A 14,912-nucleotide genomic window follows, 5' to 3' on the forward strand; every position below is an offset into this window, starting at 1 on the left:
AATCGCAGTCAACGCCTGTTTTCCTGTCCCTCCATGTTCTGCGCGGGCTACGGATCTGTTCAAAACCGTCATCATCTTTTTTGTATGCTACATTGTCGTATACAAAGTGCCAAATATTACTGCATGTTTCGTGTAGCGTTTTACCTGCCAGTTTTTGAGCGATACCTTTTGTTTGAGCCAGTGTTTTACCAACCACTTTATGAATAAACGCAATCGTGTCTTCCAGCGTAGCGTTTTCTTTTACGGTCTTGTCTTTATTCAGAGCTTCAGGAAACAGATAATCATATTCCCGCCCTTGTTTGATATTCCTTTTATACGCGGCTTCCATGATTTACTTTTTGAGCATTATTTCTTTCTTTTCCTCGTAGGGAATTTTCGACCAGCCCAAATCAATGGTGGTTATAATCTGGACTATAAGTGTTATGCTTTCTTTATTATTCAGTGCTTTTATAACATCATATGCCACAGATAAAAAACTCAAAGTCCCAATCTCCACCAACATGTTATCAATTACAACTTGCCCATAAGCAGGAATTTCTATATCCTTATTAATTACCTGACTACTTCCCAGCGTTGTGTCTTTATGGCTTATTTTTATATAAGGAAATTTTACTTTAAAATTGGCCGCTGTAGGGTTTTTAAGGATTGCATTTACTTTAATTGTTAACCCCGTCAGACTAATAGAATGAATGGATGCGCTGGGTATTACTTCTAGTTGAACCGAAGCTCTTTTCATTCTTGAGAAGTAACTAATTAGTGCAATAATACCAGCACCAACAGCGGTACCCAATACAATTTTATTCAGCGATGCCATTGTTTGATTTTTTTTATTTCCGCTTACGGAATGGCTTACCTGCATCCTGTTTTTGTTCAAGCTTTTTCTTTCGCTCCAGGTACTCGCCGGCCAACTTAAAACCTAACCAAATAAAGCCGCCAACACCTGCTTTTAAAGCATACTCCAAAAGACCGGTAACATCAATATTGGCAAGCAGAATTGTTCCTGGTAGAAATACATTATTGATTGCACCCTGATAGGCGGTGGTTTCAGTCCTCATAATATTGGATTTTACTATTAGCAATTTTATTCACGGTCATCTATACCGTCCGGCGTGCCCAGTTTTGCAAGTATGGTTTTGATTTGCTGAATTGAATAAAAGTACCCGTTCCTATCGCCGATGTCTTTTTCAAAAGGCTTCAGCCATCTTTTAAAAGTTAGTTTACTGACACAGTATAAACCAGCGAGTTCTTTCAATGTGTACGGCCTTATGGGTATTGCATGTTCCTTTTTTCTCTGGCTCATATAAGCTTTTTAGAGACTAAAATATATTTAAGTGCTACCTGGCCGAGAAGGCTTATTAAGTCGTATTGCCGGAGATAGAAAAGACGTTCATGTATTTTTAATAAAACCGAAGATGTTGGCTGGTTTATAAAATCCCAATATCCCTTTGCCAAAAAAGTAATTCCTTCTAAATAATGGGCGGGCACATCCCGATTCTTTGTTATTAATATGTGTAACTCATCCGTGGATGCATACCCATCTTTAAAATCTGGATTTAGCCAAATTATAGGAGGGTCAATAATATATGGATTAGTAATAGAGAGTGTTCTATTAATTAAAAGTACTTTTTCACAGAAGGTAGTAAAAGATACTTGTATGTCAGGATTACTGAGCAGATATCGTCTAATATAAGACTGACAAATCCTTACTCTACTTTTCGAAATTTTTTCAAAAGGCCAGAGTGCAATAAGAGCAAAGTTCCAGGCTGCTGCTATATAGACATCTGTAGTAAGTTTCTGAAAACGATTTTTGAGTTGGATAATCTTAGTCATGTTGCTGTCTTTGTAGATCAAATATCCGACAGCCAGGAAGACCAGGTTATCGATTATATACACTTTTGCGCGAATGCAATCGATATTTTACGATAATGTTCAATTTTGTATAATTTGGTTCAATTTGTATCGGTTATTCTATGCAGTTACCTAACTTTTACGGATATGTTGGAATCAATTCAGAATTATATCAAAACATTCGATTTGCTTTAAAAAATCATTTAGTTCTCCTTAGAAAGCCCTGAAAACATTCAAAATACCAATAATGCGTCGCCGAACTTCTGGTGTTTGATATTAAAAACACGCTGTTTTCTGAAAATATTACCAAAATTTGTTTTTTTTAACTATTTGAATGCAGGTTAATGCAACATTTTTCTCTAATTTATAATCAGATATTTAATCAGACCCCAACGGTAAGCAACTCAACTCCAGCAACTCAGTTATAACGGGAAAACCTATCCCGGCTAAGGGAAATGTGCATAAACCTTATTTCACTGACACGTAAATGGCAGGACTTATACTTATTGCGAACTTAAACCCGAACCGATGACTCCCTTGGTTAAACAAATCAAACCGTACAAACACAAAGAGCTAGCAGATCTGTATGGCGTATCAAAACAAACATTTGCCAAATGGCTTATTCCTTTTAAGGTTAAGATTGGCGAACGAAAAGGTCATTTTTATTCTGTTGAACAGGTGAAAACTATTTTCACATTTTTGGGCATCCCGTCTAATTTGGATGATATTAAATAAGCCGGAGAACCTGGACTACTTCACATTAATACCTATAAAAAGCACAAGGGCTAAAAGCACTAGATGAATGAATAATTTTAAGAAGTAATAAAAGGTTGCTTCTTAAAAGGCTTTTGTTTCTTCTGATATATGATAATCAATCTAAAGAGATTGATACAGAATTGTTATGTATTTACACTTAGCTATACTGTAATATGTACATGTTGCACTAAAAGATAAACCTTATTGTGTCTATGCAATAGCATTTTTATCTTGGCGTTTATTTATAATCGATACCAAGCCCTTAAACGCCAATATTATGAAACCGATCGCTTTGCTTGCAGGAATGCTATCCTGCATAACTTCATTCAGCCAGTCCAATGAACCTATTGCTGTAACTACCCAAAGTATTACAATTCCTGGTGGCTTAGCTGTTGCCAACTGGAAAAATGACCACCCAAAGGAAAATTTTAAATATCCAAAGCTGGTTTATGGATTTGCTGCCGGAGACGAAATTATCATCGATTTTACAACGGATAATAAAAAAGGAACCCAAATAATAGAGGTAATGGAATATGGCAGTAATTCAATTGTCTATTCCAATAATCAGTTTCAAACATTGGATGGAGTTAGAATAAAAGTTACCAAGTCTAATGTTTATAAATTTGAATTTGCTACTAATCACATGTTCGACCGGCAGTGCAAGGTGAGCCTCAAACGTATTCCTGCCGCAGATTCTACCAAAAACTTTAACTGTAATGTAGCCTGGAAAACTATTTCTGATACCACTTTTACAATTGTAGAAGAAAAAAGAAAAGTATCAAGTAAATATGAACCGGTAACCCTACAAGCACCCATCGATATGTTTGTTAATAGTGGTAGTAACGCTACTTTATTGGGAGGTAAATCAAGAATTGATATCCCTATCATGCTCCCGGAAAATACCATTTCCTGGTATTATAGTTTTGCCGCAACCCGAAATAAAAGCGCAGTGCAGGCTACGAAATCGACTATGAAATTATTCAGCGATTTAACGCGAGTAATTGACCAGACTGGTAGCTTGGCATTTGGAATAAACGCACTTACCCAACCACCAGGTGCAGATTATTGTGACATTTATTTGCTAGACGCTGCTAACAGAGCGTCCTTTCTGAATAAGGAAGATGGTAAATGGCGATATGCTAGTGAAGGATCTCGGTCAAACCTGATGTCAGGAATTGTACAGGTACGTAACTGCTGTACAAGCAATAATTTTTTCTTGGGTATCAAAAATCCTAATTCTACTTATGGAATAGCAGTAATGGTTGAGATTGTAGCCATCGTAGAAAAAGCAGAATATGAAACTGTCCAAGTTAAAAAGCCGACATCAGTTAATAAGAAAGTGGTTCCTGTATTTGGCACATAACTTTGTTTAATGAAATACTTTCCTAATAATAGAGGTTGTATCAAAAGTAAACGAAGGCCCTGAGAATCGCTTAAACGACTACCTGTCTCCATCAGGTACCCGAATAAAAAGAGGCTGTCTCTTACTGTTGAGACAGCCTCTATGACTTCAATATATTTTGTAAAATAATAATATTATTTATCCTTTTTTTCTAGTAATTCCATCATCCTCCTATTTAATTCCATTGTGCTTTCAATCAATTTAAGCATCATTTGGTTTTGTTCAGGGTTTGTCGTTTGACAGTTACTGGCATTCAGGGCAACAATTGCGTTAGGAGAGTTATTTCCGCTGTCAACTATACTACCAGGGGGAACCGATAACAGCATAATTGGGTCAATTTTTAAAACCTGCGATACCTGTTGAATAAAATCAATAGTTATTGAAGCCTCGCCTCGTTCATATCGGGTATATGTCGCCTCTTTCATTCCTAGTAAATCTGCAACCTCTAACGCCTTCATTTCACGTATTTTCCTATACAAAGAGATATTCCTACCGATTGTTTTATTCTCCAGAACCGTAAACTGGGTATTTTCATCCAAATGGTTCATATGTTGACTTGTTTTAGACTGATATAAACAGAGGTAAAACTAACGCAAAAATTGCCTACTTATCCAAAGAAATTCACACTTTAGCATTCTAATTAAGCAAAATGAAGCATAAACCTTATATCAAATTTATGTAACAAATTGTATTTTCGCGTTTCTTCATAAAATAATTGAAGCATTCGCTTAAAGTCTTGCTACCGAAATTACCACTTTTCAATGAACGCAAGCCTTGTAAGTAGAATGCCCACGCTTTGGGCGTGGGTACTCGCTTACTTGCGTTCAAGGGTGTGGTAACCCTCGGTAGCAGTAAGTAGAGGCCTGCGCCTAATTTTTTCCGCATTGGTTCTCTCCAAAGACTCCTTTTGAATTTGTTCATAAGCCAATTTGGCCTTCTAGTAATTACAAACAGTTAATTGACCCACTCTAACAGGTTACTACCGTTTACGGAGAGGTCCGTACCCTATGACCAAAGGAGAGTTTTGATTGCCCTCCCCGCCTGGACATGTCAGGCGGGGGTAGGGTTGGAATAACCTGCAATTGTCAATCTGGCTTGTAGTATCATTTATGCAGATTAATAAACATTAAAATATATACTTCATGAAAGAAAATTCATCTAACGAATTGGCTATCGCCATAAGGGATTCTATTCGTGAGAAAATTACACTATTAACTAACCTTGGCTTTGTATGGAAGGAAATCGCTGTGCTTACTGATCTTCCCAAAAGACTTATTAAAGAATTTGCCAAAGGCACTGACATTCCGTCTGTAGCAAATAGCCCACTTAAAGAAGAGGATTTAAAATGGCTGGAAAACCAAGTTGATGAAGCCATTAAACGATTGCGTAGTTGCGCTGAACAATTTGGCAATGAAATAATCCCAGAAAATGATTCAGAGCGAGTAACACGAAAAGGTCATACTGTAGATATACAAAGTATTTCATTCTATACAATAAAAGAAAAAAACGATATAGTAATCAAGCTGGAGGGAATAAAATTCTCCACATAGTCTTCCCTCTCTGACTAGTAGGCCATCATAACTATAGTTAGCTATCCATCCCTTTGAAAACACCTGGTTATCGCTCAATTAATTTTTACCCTAAAATTGATTGTATGCTCAAACCGGATATTCCATTCTCGTTTACCCGATTACACAAAAGATTACCGTTACATGATTCCAGTAGAATAGCTTATGCTAAATCAAAGTTCAACTGGATGTCTTGTGATTTTACCGAAGAGTTTTTTAATAATGCAGAACCATGCTTCTGTCTGAGAATTATTGATAAAATATTTAACACCATTTCTATCCATGAAGGACGCTTTGAGATTAATACTGTAGACAAATTAGTTGAACAGGTAGCCTGCGTGTATTTGGAAACAATGAAGCAGGAAAACGCAACGCTCCTTGTATCAGAAGAGTTTTTTTGTCAACAGTTTGTAATAAATTTTAAAGCGCGTTATATGGAAATTGATGATATAATAAGAAAGTTTTACCATGTATTCCATCGAAAGTTGAGAACTCATCATGTTGAAGACCCGGAGGACGTATTAGGAATGGCGCTAGATAGAATTGACGAAAAAATATCGCACCCGCTAGATGAAACTAAGTTTATTTCAGACTGGTTACTAAACGTTGTAACAATCTGCCAACACAATGGGGTGAGAATTGACCTGGCAAAATTCATGATTCATTGACTTCTATCGGCCATACTCACAAATAAAGTGTGCTTATGCGTAATGTTTCAAAATTGAACGCCGAAAGCGTAATGAAACGCTATTGCTTATTCTGTAACAAAGAATTTGATGGGCGGCCAGATAAAAAATTCTGTCACTATAACTGTCGAAATAGTTACAACAATAAAAATCTGAAAAGACAGGTGAAGCATAAAAACTAAACCTTATCACTTATTCCTATTAACACAAACCTTAATTATATGACAACATCCCCTTTGGCTACAATAAAAGTAGCATTCGCTGATGATCACACTATGATACGTGAATGTTTATATAACTGCCTTACCCTTTGGGGTTATTCGGTTATAATACAAGCATGTAATGGTAAGAATTTACTAGATCAGATATCAGATGAAAACATGCCAGATATATGCATTCTTGACATTAATATGCCGGAGCTTGATGGATATGAAACCATTAAAATACTCAGTAAATCATGGCCACAAATTAAGATCATGGTATTTTCTATGAGCATTATCAAAGGGAGAAATGATAAAGTTGCCGGCGCTCATGCTGTAGTTTCTAAAGCAGATGGCGTAAGTGAAATCAAAGCCACCCTTGTGTCTCTTACGGAACTGAAAGCTGTTTTGCAATAACAATTCGAAATAATCAATCTTGCCCTATGAATTTTATAATTTATATAACGATTGTAACATTATTATGCTCGTGTAATAAGAGTATTGAAAATAACAAGTCAGAGACAAGAAGTAATCAAGATATCCCTGCTTTTTTGGCTAGCATGGCTAAAAACTATTCAGGCGAGATAAATGCCACTTCCGATCGTATCAATGACACATTGATTTTTCGTTTACAAGGCCCTCCAGCTATTATATGCCCGTTGGATGATTTTAAAAAAAAGTATATAGATCTTATTGCCCAGGGAATATGCAAAAATGTGTATTTAGGTTTTACCGGTGATTACTCTGTTGAATGGTTACATATGCCGAATGGTCGTCTTGTCAGCCCGGCAAATCTCGGCAATCTATATTTTTATATCTATTCTGATTTTTACCAGCTTGAACGGGATTCTTTTTATTCCATAATCAATATAAGAGTTTTATACAACCTCACTGAACCGCCATTTAAATAATACAGGCACTCTACTAACCCATAAGTATAACACATCTTTGCTGATGAGGTCCATTTTTTTAGTAGAAAACTCCCACCGATTTCAATCGGTGGGCATATTTAAAATCATACCGTCTTTTAATTTATACTAGGGCAGCATTTATTTTCCTTTCAATTCAAAATTAATATGGTAAAATCGAAATCTGTAAAAGCGTCTGTTAACTACATCGGTGAAAGAATAGAAGCAAGGATTCCACTAAAGAATGAAAAGGATGTTGTATATATAGGAGAGCGTTTGGTGTGGCTTATTGACAAATACAAAATGGAGTTATTTGAGAATGCCAGTAAGCTGGAAACAGAAGCGATTTTAAAGGAGGCGTTCGATGTATTAAAGAAGCTTGACGTTAAAATAAACGACTTTGATGAATTGATGACAGGTATCGCTATGACAATAGCTTTCGCCATTAAAAATTTTGAAGGAAAGTTGAAAGTGGCCGAAACGTTTTTTGCCATTGAGTTTCTCAGAATGATGCATCTTCGTTGTATAATTGAAACAACCTGTATGATGCACCATATAGAGCATTTCACTGTTACTCTAAAGAATGCCGGAATAGGTGTTTCGGAAATTTCCAAGATCATTGAAAAATCAATGGAGTACGCAGAAACAAAGGTGACTTATGATGGTAATAACGATAGTTATCTGGATGATTGTGTACAAGAAATGGTTCGGTTGTGTCAGACGTTGGGTAAGCCCATTTCACAGAATCGGCTAATGCCACCATTAAAAAGAAGAAAGAGAAATAGTACCTAAGCAAATGCTATGGGGTAGTAAGCCCCTATATCAAATTAAAAAGCAGCTATAATGTCCTGCCAGGACGAACCTTCAGGCATTTTGGTATCAATATGTCTCGCAGGTATTACCATAGCAGAGCATCGTAATAAACCAAATACAAATAGCCAAACTCGGTTTGGACCAGAAATATTCTTTCCACTGGATAATTATTAACCAGAAATAGCCCATTATACGCACCAGGGCGTTAGTAGGTGTGGCCCACTGATATCTATCGGTGGGCTTTTGAATAGGTACCTCATTATAAGTATGCTAAGATGCCTACTGAAAGGGACCAGTGGTTTAATGGTTTATATATTTCTTTGTGGGTAAATAGGAAATCTCTCCAACTAAAGCGGGTAATCGTATTCAGTACATGGTAGGATTAAAAACGGCAAAACGATGCCAAAGGACGAATAGCAAAGGAGCTCTTATGATTGGCAAAAGCAGCTTATAAAATGAGAAAGTTTATATAGTTTTAATAATATCGTCATTATTCCTAAAAGCATCTAATTGACATACCGATTTGCTAAAAGGGGTACCATAAATTGAGGCCAATTTCACCCGATATTCATATAGGTCATTCGAAGATTTAGCCAGGTCAATCGCTGTTTTGATTATCTTCCTCACATCATCATGACATTCTTCAGTTAAAAGTTGAAAGTGTTTATATCTCCTTATTCCAGGCCATATATATTCATTTATTCCGTCTAGGGTTGAATAGATTTCTTTAGGTAAGCTTCCGTAAATATCCCGAACAGTATAGGCGGCAAATAACATGGGTCGACTTTTAGAATTCATATCCCAGCCATTTAACCTCCTCCACTGTCGATAAATCTCTTCAGGAAATGTTAACTGCCACTCTCTCTGTTTTGCGTTGAAAAATTTTTTAAACTTTAAGTGGGCTTCAAGTAGTTCTTTCCAAGAAGTTTCATCGCCATTTAAAAGCCGGAATTTTTCATTAGCGCGGTCTAATTGATAGTCCGAATACTGTTTTAAAACCTCTTCTTCTGCACCCTTAATTAGTAAACTCGGTAATGAATACCTGTCATCAACTTTACCAGTCTGATTCGTGTCTATTATTGGCTGGATCTTTTTTTTCTTTGCCATTGTTTTTAATAATTAAATATATTTTTTAAATATCTAGCATGCTCTTTCACAGGTTGTAGGTTTTCCCACGGATTTCTTAGCTTTCCCAATAAAACCTCCATTTCATTTTTTGGATTAAAACTGTTTGCCAGTGCCCATGCCCATCTATGTGTTTTTCCAAGATCAAAGGCATTAAATACATATGCAAAACTTGGATGTACATGGTTGTCTGTTGTGAACTTTTCTACAAAAGCAGGATTATTATTCAAATAAGGTTTTAGAAATTTTGTTTTCTCTTTTGAAAAGAGATATTCTCTTGCAAAACTGTCAGCTTCATCTTCCTTTGCCTTAACAGATAATTCATTTTCGTCGTCATCTGATAAATGATAGCCATTCACTTTAATCTCTTCCCAATCAAACAATACGTGAAACAGCTCATGGATTAAGGCAAAAAATAGAGTAGGATAAAAACCTCTGTAATTGGTTAGGACCACACAAGGTTTATCATAAACAGCGAAGGTTGCACCACGTAAATGTAAGGCAGGAAGGGCCTCTTGATAAATTACCGTTACTCCCATCTTAAATAAATCTTTTATTACAGAAGGCAATCCAAATTCAATATTTGTACAATGCCATCTTATCTTAGGGAAATACTCGACTAATTCTTTCCTATCATAGTCATGTTCATTATGAATCTCCTCGAATGTTTCCTTTGCGAAAGCAATCCACTGAGAACGGTTATTTTCAGTTTTAGGCTTACGTTTTCCGGCAGAAAAAGCTACGTCACCTGATGGCTTTTGATAGTCTAAAATGCTCCTTAAGCCCAAGGCTTTAGTTAGTTTTGTGTTTATCTCATTGAAATCTGTTATGCTTTTTATGAATTTAGCTTTTTTTAAAGCAGCTAGATCAAAGTTCTCTTTAATAAATTTAATTTCTTCAGGAGAAATTATGGATTGCTCTGGAAAATTCTTTTCCAATGTGTTGATATAAAGTCTTGCTACTTCAGAAGTAGATAACTGCAGAAAATTGGCAATCTTTATCAGATTCGTAAAGTCGGCAATTTTTTTAGTGCCATGTATAATGTTAATCATTGCACGATAGTCAATATCCAATATTTCCGAAGCGGTAGTGGTTGAAATTTTTAACTCTGTTAACCGTTTCTCAAATACGTCTTTTAGGGTATCTGGACTAAATAGATCAAGAATTAGGTTATCTATATTAAAATCATTCTTCATAACAATATTATCGCAAAGATGCAATGCGTAAATTTATTTAAAATTTTATGAAAATCACTCATTTATTACAAAAAAATAGCAAAGTTGCAATGCGTGTGGAAATTTGAGCGTCCTTATAATCCTAAATCGTAATGCTTTGATTATCAATATAAACCTACTTCTTGACTTGTAAGGAGTTTTCCATTTTTCTAATTTCTCGCCAATTACCATTAAGGTCAAGTGCTTTAAAGCGCTGAATATCAAACCTAAAATGGGATTATCTTGTGAATAATTATTATACTATGTCACTTCTCTTATTTTTACTTTTAGAAAAAAGTAGCAAGGTATTATGAAACACTACACCGTAGTAGCAGCGATAATTAAACATGAAGATAGGTTCCTATGTATGCAACGGAATTCCAGTAAACATGCTTACCTATCTTATAAATATGAATTTCCAGGTGGCAAGGTTGAACCTGGCGAGTCTAATGAAGCTGCCTTGGTAAGAGAAATTAAAGAAGAGCTTGATTTAGATATTTCACTGGAGAAGCAATATTTAACTGTTGAGCATGAATACCCGGATTTTAAATTGACAATGCATAGCTTCTTATGTAATTCTGCTACAACTGAATTCAACCTCAAAGAACATGTCGCCTTTCAATGGCTTAATAAAACCGAATTAAAATCACTTGATTGGGCGGCTGCGGACATTCCTATCGTTGATAAATTAATGACAGCCTAACTGCCTTGAATGAATTTATTTTATAATGATTTAGCAGAAAGTATTAAAACGGGCTTTCTGGATCAACATATCCCTTGTAAAAAGGAGCATCTACCACAATTGCTTGTTAATGCCGATGGAAAAAAGGTTTTAACAACCATACTTAAAGAATTAAGTGAGTGCCAAGAATTTTGGTTTTCTGTCGCCTTTGTAACCAAAGGAGGCGTGGCAACCATCATAAATACGCTTAAAGAGCTTGAAGCACGAGGAATTACGGGCAAAATATTAGCTTCCCAATATCAATACTTTACCGAACCAGAAGCATTAAAAACGCTTTTGCAACTTACCAATATTCAATTGAAGATGGCCGTAATAGGTGATTTTCATGCCAAGGGGTATCTTTTCAAAAAGAAAGACGGCTATAGTCTTATAATTGGCAGCAGCAACCTTACCGATAAAGCTTTGAGTGTAAACAAAGAATTGAATATAAAAATTTCCGCTACTGAAAATAGTGACATTATACACAATGCACTGGTTGAATTTAATAGAGAATTTAAGAATGCGCAATTAGTTAACGCCAAATTTATTCAAGATTATGAAATCAAATATAAAGAACAAAAGACCCGCAGGAACAATCATACTGTTGCACACGAGACCATGCAATTGTTGGGTATAAAGCCCAATAAGATGCAGACAGAAGCCTTAGCCAATTTAAAACTGCTGAGAGCGCAAAATAAAGAAAAAGCATTACTTATCTCGGCTACAGCAACAGGAAAAACATATTTGTCGGCATTTGATGTTAAGGAGACTTGCGCTAAAAGATGCTTGTTCATTGTGCATAGAGCGAACATCGCAGAAGCTGCTATGGAAAGCTTTATACGAATATTCGGTAACACGAAAACAATGGGCATGTTTTCTGGAGAAAGAAAAGAAACAACTGCCGATTTCCTGTTCTGCACGGTTCAAACAATATCTAAAGAAACCAACTTACTTGAGTTTAATAAAGACGCTTTTGATTATATAATCATTGATGAAACGCATCGCTCAGGTGCAGAATCGTATCAGAAAATTTTAAATTATTTCAAGCCTAAGTTTTTATTGGGTATGACGGCTACTCCTGAGAGAACCGATGGCTTTGACATATTTAAGCAATTCAATCACGACATTGCCTATGAAATTCGATTACAAAGAGCGCTAGAGGAAGATATGTTGTGTTCTTTTCATTACTATGGCATTACCGATGTTATAGTTGAGGAAAGATCATTAAAAGAGGATGTGGCTTTCGACTTATTGGTATCTGATGAGCGCGTGAATAAAGTTATTGAAAAAGCGATCCTTTATGGCTGCGATAATGGATGCGTTAGAGGGTTAATATTCTGCAGCTCCATTAAAGAAAGCAAAGCATTATCCGAAGCATTCAATAAAAAGGGCTACAGAACCGTTGCATTAAGCGGAGAAGACAGCGAAGAAAAAAGAGCAGCGGCTATTACACGTCTAGAAAGTAATAATGAAAGTGAAAAATTAGATTATATATTTACTGTAGATATCTTTAATGAAGGCATTGATATTCCTAAAGTAAATCAAATAATCCTCCTCCGCCCTACTGTATCAGCCATCATTTTCGTACAGCAATTAGGGAGAGGATTACGTAAAGCAGATGACAAGGCTTATTTAACCGTCATTGATTTTATTGGAAATTATAGCAATAACTATATGGTTCCAATCGCCTTGTTTGGTGACACTACGTACAATAAAGATACCCTTCGGAAATTAATGAAAGGAGGCAGCAGTTTAATTCCAGGCGCCTCAACAGTTAATTTTGATAAAATAGCTCGCGAAAGAATTTTTAAAGCTATAGATACGGCCAATTTAAGCTTAAGAAGAGATCTTATCAAAGACTATCATTTATTGAAATATAAAATTGGTAAGATACCGATGATGGTAGATTTTATCGAACATGGATCACGCGATCCGTTTCAGTATGTAGACTATTCCAAGTCTTACTTCAATTTTATTTCGGAACAGGAGAATAGCTTATTAGGCAAGTTATCATTATTGGAAATAAAATTGATAGAACTTATTTCTTTAAATATTGCTGACGCAAAGCGAATTGAAGAAGTTATTCTTTTAAAAGAAATCATCACCAATGGGTCAGTAAGAACATCTACATTCAAAGAAATATTCTTTAATAAATACGGCGTTCAGGTTAGTGACGCCACAATAGCTTCCTGTATTACTAATATCAATTTCGAATTTGTTAACACACCCCAGAAAGTTGTTTATGTAGAGAATGACATATTCCGCTTTCACGATCAGATTTTAGCGCTGTTAAAGAATGACTGTTTTAGTCGATTCCTTAACGATGCCTTAGATTATGCGCAGATCCAATACGATCAGCATTTTGATAAAAAGAAATACATTGATGGGTTTATCCTATATCATAAATATTCGAGAAAAGACGTTTGTAGAATTTTAAATTACGAGAAGGATGAGCATACAACAATGTATGGCTATAAAATCAAGAATGACGCCTGTCCCATTTTCGTAAACTACCACAAGGAAGAAGATATAGTAAGTACCACCAAATATGAAGATGGCTTTATAAATAACTATGAATTCCGATGGATGTCTAGGTCTCGTAGGACATTAGAAAGTAAAGAAATCATCCAAATTCAAAATTACAAAGATGGCTTACGACTGTCTCTCTTTGTTAAAAAGGGCAACGACGAGGGATCAGATTTTTATTATATGGGCGAAGTAACTCCAATGAATTTTTCCCAAAGCACAATACTTGATGACAAAGGACAATCAGTACCCATTGTTCAGGTTATATTTTCGATGAACCACCCTGTTGAGGGAGCTATTTATGAGTATTTAGTCAATCCGTTTTAGATAAATGTATATATACGCCGTATAAAAATGTTTGCTATAGCCATTAGTTAATCAAAAATTAAAAAATGTCACGAGAAGAACTAGAATTAGGTTTGCCTGAAATTGGAAATAAGCTATTTGTAGAAAAGGACGGCCTTGATTATGATTATGCATCAATTAATAGAACAAGGGGATTAAATAATCATCATTCAGAATTTTTAATAATTGAGGGGTATAGAGAATCAACAAAAGATTTGTTAACAAATTTAATGAACGATAAAGATATAGATTGGCTGAAGATTGACAGTAAAATTTATCCAATTCTATTTCTTTTTAGGCATTATCTCGAAGCTATTCTTAAAAGTACTATTCGTTATTATAATATTTTGAATAATAATTCATATTCTGATGAAGTTGGGTACGTAAGTACTCATTCTTTGCTTAATCTTTGGAATGAACTGAAGCCATTTTTGGAAAAAAACATTGAATACTACGAAGGGAATAGCAGGCAGGAGTACTTAAATACAAACAAAGCTGTTGAATCGGTTATTACTGAAATAGAAAATTTAGACAAAAGCTCTTTTGGATTTAGATATCCCTTCGTTGGAGCAAAAAAAATAAACGACCCAGTTAAATATTCTACGCCTTCATTTACTATTGACTTAAGCAATCTAAAGGAAATTATAATTAAAATGACGAACTATTTTGAAGGTGTTCATGATGAAGCCATACGTTTTCTAGATGAAAAACAAAGCAATGACTATTATAACGACCTGTAGAAAGACTGACGAACGTTCAAGGTGTATACACTAAAATTTATTTAATTGGCATCCAAAATA

Annotated in this window: 17 protein-coding genes; 10 read left to right on the plus strand and 7 right to left on the minus strand. The window is 35.4% G+C overall.

All coding sequences use genetic code 11. The features are described from left to right. Positions 1-331: 331 nt before the first annotated feature. The 4 genes from GGD38_RS12270 to GGD38_RS12285 are packed head-to-tail and all read right to left on the minus strand — an operon-like array spanning position 332 to position 1,830. A complete protein-coding gene (locus GGD38_RS12270; RefSeq protein ID WP_375300556.1) occupies positions 332-814 on the minus strand; it encodes a hypothetical protein in 483 nt (160 codons plus the stop codon). 13 nt (positions 815-827) lie between these two features. After that, positions 828-1,055, minus strand: a complete 228-nt coding sequence (locus GGD38_RS12275) for a hypothetical protein (RefSeq protein WP_375300555.1) — start codon at positions 1,053-1,055, stop codon at positions 828-830. Positions 1,056-1,081: 26 nt separating this feature from the next. Next, a complete protein-coding gene (locus tag GGD38_RS12280; protein ID WP_375300554.1) occupies positions 1,082-1,300 on the minus strand; it encodes a hypothetical protein in 219 nt (72 codons plus the stop codon). Continuing rightward, positions 1,297-1,830, minus strand: a complete 534-nt coding sequence (locus GGD38_RS12285) for a hypothetical protein (RefSeq protein ID WP_375300553.1) — start codon at positions 1,828-1,830, stop codon at positions 1,297-1,299. The genes GGD38_RS12280 and GGD38_RS12285 overlap by 4 nt, the downstream gene beginning before the upstream one ends. Positions 1,831-2,376: 546 nt before the next feature. On the opposite strand from GGD38_RS12285, the gene GGD38_RS12290 reads away from it, so the two are divergent. Both GGD38_RS12290 and GGD38_RS12295 read left to right on the plus strand, forming a co-directional pair. Further along, positions 2,377-2,583, plus strand: a complete 207-nt coding sequence (locus GGD38_RS12290) for a hypothetical protein (RefSeq protein WP_375300552.1) — start codon at positions 2,377-2,379, stop codon at positions 2,581-2,583. Between the two features lie 298 nt (positions 2,584-2,881). Next, on the plus strand, positions 2,882-3,967 hold the full coding sequence (locus GGD38_RS12295) for a hypothetical protein (protein WP_375303825.1): 1,086 nt from the start codon (positions 2,882-2,884) through the stop codon (positions 3,965-3,967). Between the two features lie 173 nt (positions 3,968-4,140). On the opposite strand, the gene GGD38_RS12300 is transcribed toward GGD38_RS12295, so the two are convergent. After that, a complete protein-coding gene (locus tag GGD38_RS12300; RefSeq protein ID WP_375300549.1) occupies positions 4,141-4,554 on the minus strand; it encodes a helix-turn-helix domain-containing protein in 414 nt (137 codons plus the stop codon). Between the two features lie 594 nt (positions 4,555-5,148). On the opposite strand from GGD38_RS12300, the gene GGD38_RS12305 reads away from it, so the two are divergent. From GGD38_RS12305 to GGD38_RS12325, 5 genes are all read left to right on the plus strand, one after another. Continuing rightward, positions 5,149-5,556: a hypothetical protein gene (locus GGD38_RS12305; protein WP_375300548.1), complete on the plus strand. Its 408-nt coding sequence runs from the start codon at positions 5,149-5,151 to the stop codon at positions 5,554-5,556. Between the two features lie 104 nt (positions 5,557-5,660). Next, positions 5,661-6,242: a hypothetical protein gene (locus GGD38_RS12310; protein ID WP_375300547.1), complete on the plus strand. Its 582-nt coding sequence runs from the start codon at positions 5,661-5,663 to the stop codon at positions 6,240-6,242. A gap of 239 nt (positions 6,243-6,481) precedes the next feature. Continuing rightward, on the plus strand, positions 6,482-6,877 hold the full coding sequence (locus GGD38_RS12315) for a response regulator transcription factor (RefSeq protein ID WP_375300546.1): 396 nt from the start codon (positions 6,482-6,484) through the stop codon (positions 6,875-6,877). A 26-nt stretch (positions 6,878-6,903) separates the two neighbouring features. Then, a complete protein-coding gene (locus tag GGD38_RS12320; protein WP_375300545.1) occupies positions 6,904-7,371 on the plus strand; it encodes a hypothetical protein in 468 nt (155 codons plus the stop codon). Positions 7,372-7,536: 165 nt separating this feature from the next. Further along, entirely contained in the window at positions 7,537-8,160 is a 624-nt protein-coding gene (locus GGD38_RS12325) for a hypothetical protein (RefSeq protein WP_375300544.1), read from the plus strand. Positions 8,161-8,646: 486 nt separating this feature from the next. Here the strand turns inward: GGD38_RS12325 and GGD38_RS12330 are convergent, their stop codons facing one another. Both GGD38_RS12330 and GGD38_RS12335 read right to left on the minus strand, forming a co-directional pair. Next, positions 8,647-9,288, minus strand: coding sequence for a P63C domain-containing protein (locus GGD38_RS12330; RefSeq protein ID WP_375300543.1), 642 nt, complete (start codon positions 9,286-9,288; stop codon positions 8,647-8,649). A gap of 5 nt (positions 9,289-9,293) precedes the next feature. After that, a complete protein-coding gene (locus tag GGD38_RS12335; RefSeq protein ID WP_375300542.1) occupies positions 9,294-10,502 on the minus strand; it encodes an ImmA/IrrE family metallo-endopeptidase in 1,209 nt (402 codons plus the stop codon). A gap of 328 nt (positions 10,503-10,830) precedes the next feature. Between GGD38_RS12335 and GGD38_RS12340 the strand changes: the two genes are divergently transcribed. From GGD38_RS12340 to GGD38_RS12350, 3 genes are all read left to right on the plus strand, one after another. Beyond that, positions 10,831-11,223 carry a (deoxy)nucleoside triphosphate pyrophosphohydrolase gene (locus GGD38_RS12340; protein WP_375300541.1) on the plus strand — a complete coding sequence of 131 codons (393 nt, stop codon included), beginning with the start codon at positions 10,831-10,833 and terminating at the stop codon, positions 11,221-11,223. Between the two features lie 9 nt (positions 11,224-11,232). Then, the gene (locus tag GGD38_RS12345) at positions 11,233-14,094 is read left to right on the plus strand and encodes a DUF3427 domain-containing protein (RefSeq protein ID WP_375300540.1); all 2,862 of its coding nucleotides are present in this window, start codon (positions 11,233-11,235) and stop codon (positions 14,092-14,094) included. A 65-nt stretch (positions 14,095-14,159) separates the two neighbouring features. Then, positions 14,160-14,852, plus strand: a complete 693-nt coding sequence (locus GGD38_RS12350; RefSeq protein WP_375300539.1) for a hypothetical protein — start codon at positions 14,160-14,162, stop codon at positions 14,850-14,852. The last annotated feature ends 60 nt before the right edge of the window (positions 14,853-14,912 follow it).

Origin of the sequence: Niastella sp. OAS944 (genome assembly GCA_024809215.1) — a bacterium.
GTDB lineage: Bacteria > Bacteroidota > Bacteroidia > Chitinophagales > Chitinophagaceae > Niastella.

Excerpts from the sequence above, each read along its gene's own strand:
- GGD38_RS12270 (WP_375300556.1), bottom strand. The coding sequence starts at position 814 with ATGGCATCGCTGAATAAAATTGTATTGGGTACCGCTGTTGGTGCTGGT.
- GGD38_RS12275 (WP_375300555.1), bottom strand. The coding sequence starts at position 1,055 with ATGAGGACTGAAACCACCGCCTATCAGGGTGCAATCAATAATGTATTT.
- GGD38_RS12325 (WP_375300544.1), top strand. The coding sequence starts at position 7,537 with ATGGTAAAATCGAAATCTGTAAAAGCGTCTGTTAACTACATCGGTGAA.
- GGD38_RS12350 (WP_375300539.1), top strand. The coding sequence starts at position 14,160 with ATGTCACGAGAAGAACTAGAATTAGGTTTGCCTGAAATTGGAAATAAG.
- GGD38_RS12305 (WP_375300548.1), top strand. The coding sequence starts at position 5,149 with ATGAAAGAAAATTCATCTAACGAATTGGCTATCGCCATAAGGGATTCT.
- GGD38_RS12280 (WP_375300554.1), bottom strand. The coding sequence starts at position 1,300 with ATGAGCCAGAGAAAAAAGGAACATGCAATACCCATAAGGCCGTACACA.
- GGD38_RS12295 (WP_375303825.1), top strand. The coding sequence starts at position 2,882 with ATGAAACCGATCGCTTTGCTTGCAGGAATGCTATCCTGCATAACTTCA.
- GGD38_RS12315 (WP_375300546.1), top strand. The coding sequence starts at position 6,482 with ATGACAACATCCCCTTTGGCTACAATAAAAGTAGCATTCGCTGATGAT.
- GGD38_RS12310 (WP_375300547.1), top strand. The coding sequence starts at position 5,661 with ATGCTCAAACCGGATATTCCATTCTCGTTTACCCGATTACACAAAAGA.
- GGD38_RS12290 (WP_375300552.1), top strand. The coding sequence starts at position 2,377 with ATGACTCCCTTGGTTAAACAAATCAAACCGTACAAACACAAAGAGCTA.
- GGD38_RS12340 (WP_375300541.1), top strand. The coding sequence starts at position 10,831 with ATGAAACACTACACCGTAGTAGCAGCGATAATTAAACATGAAGATAGG.
- GGD38_RS12285 (WP_375300553.1), bottom strand. The coding sequence starts at position 1,830 with ATGACTAAGATTATCCAACTCAAAAATCGTTTTCAGAAACTTACTACA.
- GGD38_RS12320 (WP_375300545.1), top strand. The coding sequence starts at position 6,904 with ATGAATTTTATAATTTATATAACGATTGTAACATTATTATGCTCGTGT.
- GGD38_RS12330 (WP_375300543.1), bottom strand. The coding sequence starts at position 9,288 with ATGGCAAAGAAAAAAAAGATCCAGCCAATAATAGACACGAATCAGACT.
- GGD38_RS12300 (WP_375300549.1), bottom strand. The coding sequence starts at position 4,554 with ATGAACCATTTGGATGAAAATACCCAGTTTACGGTTCTGGAGAATAAA.
- GGD38_RS12345 (WP_375300540.1), top strand. The coding sequence starts at position 11,233 with ATGAATTTATTTTATAATGATTTAGCAGAAAGTATTAAAACGGGCTTT.
- GGD38_RS12335 (WP_375300542.1), bottom strand. The coding sequence starts at position 10,502 with ATGAAGAATGATTTTAATATAGATAACCTAATTCTTGATCTATTTAGT.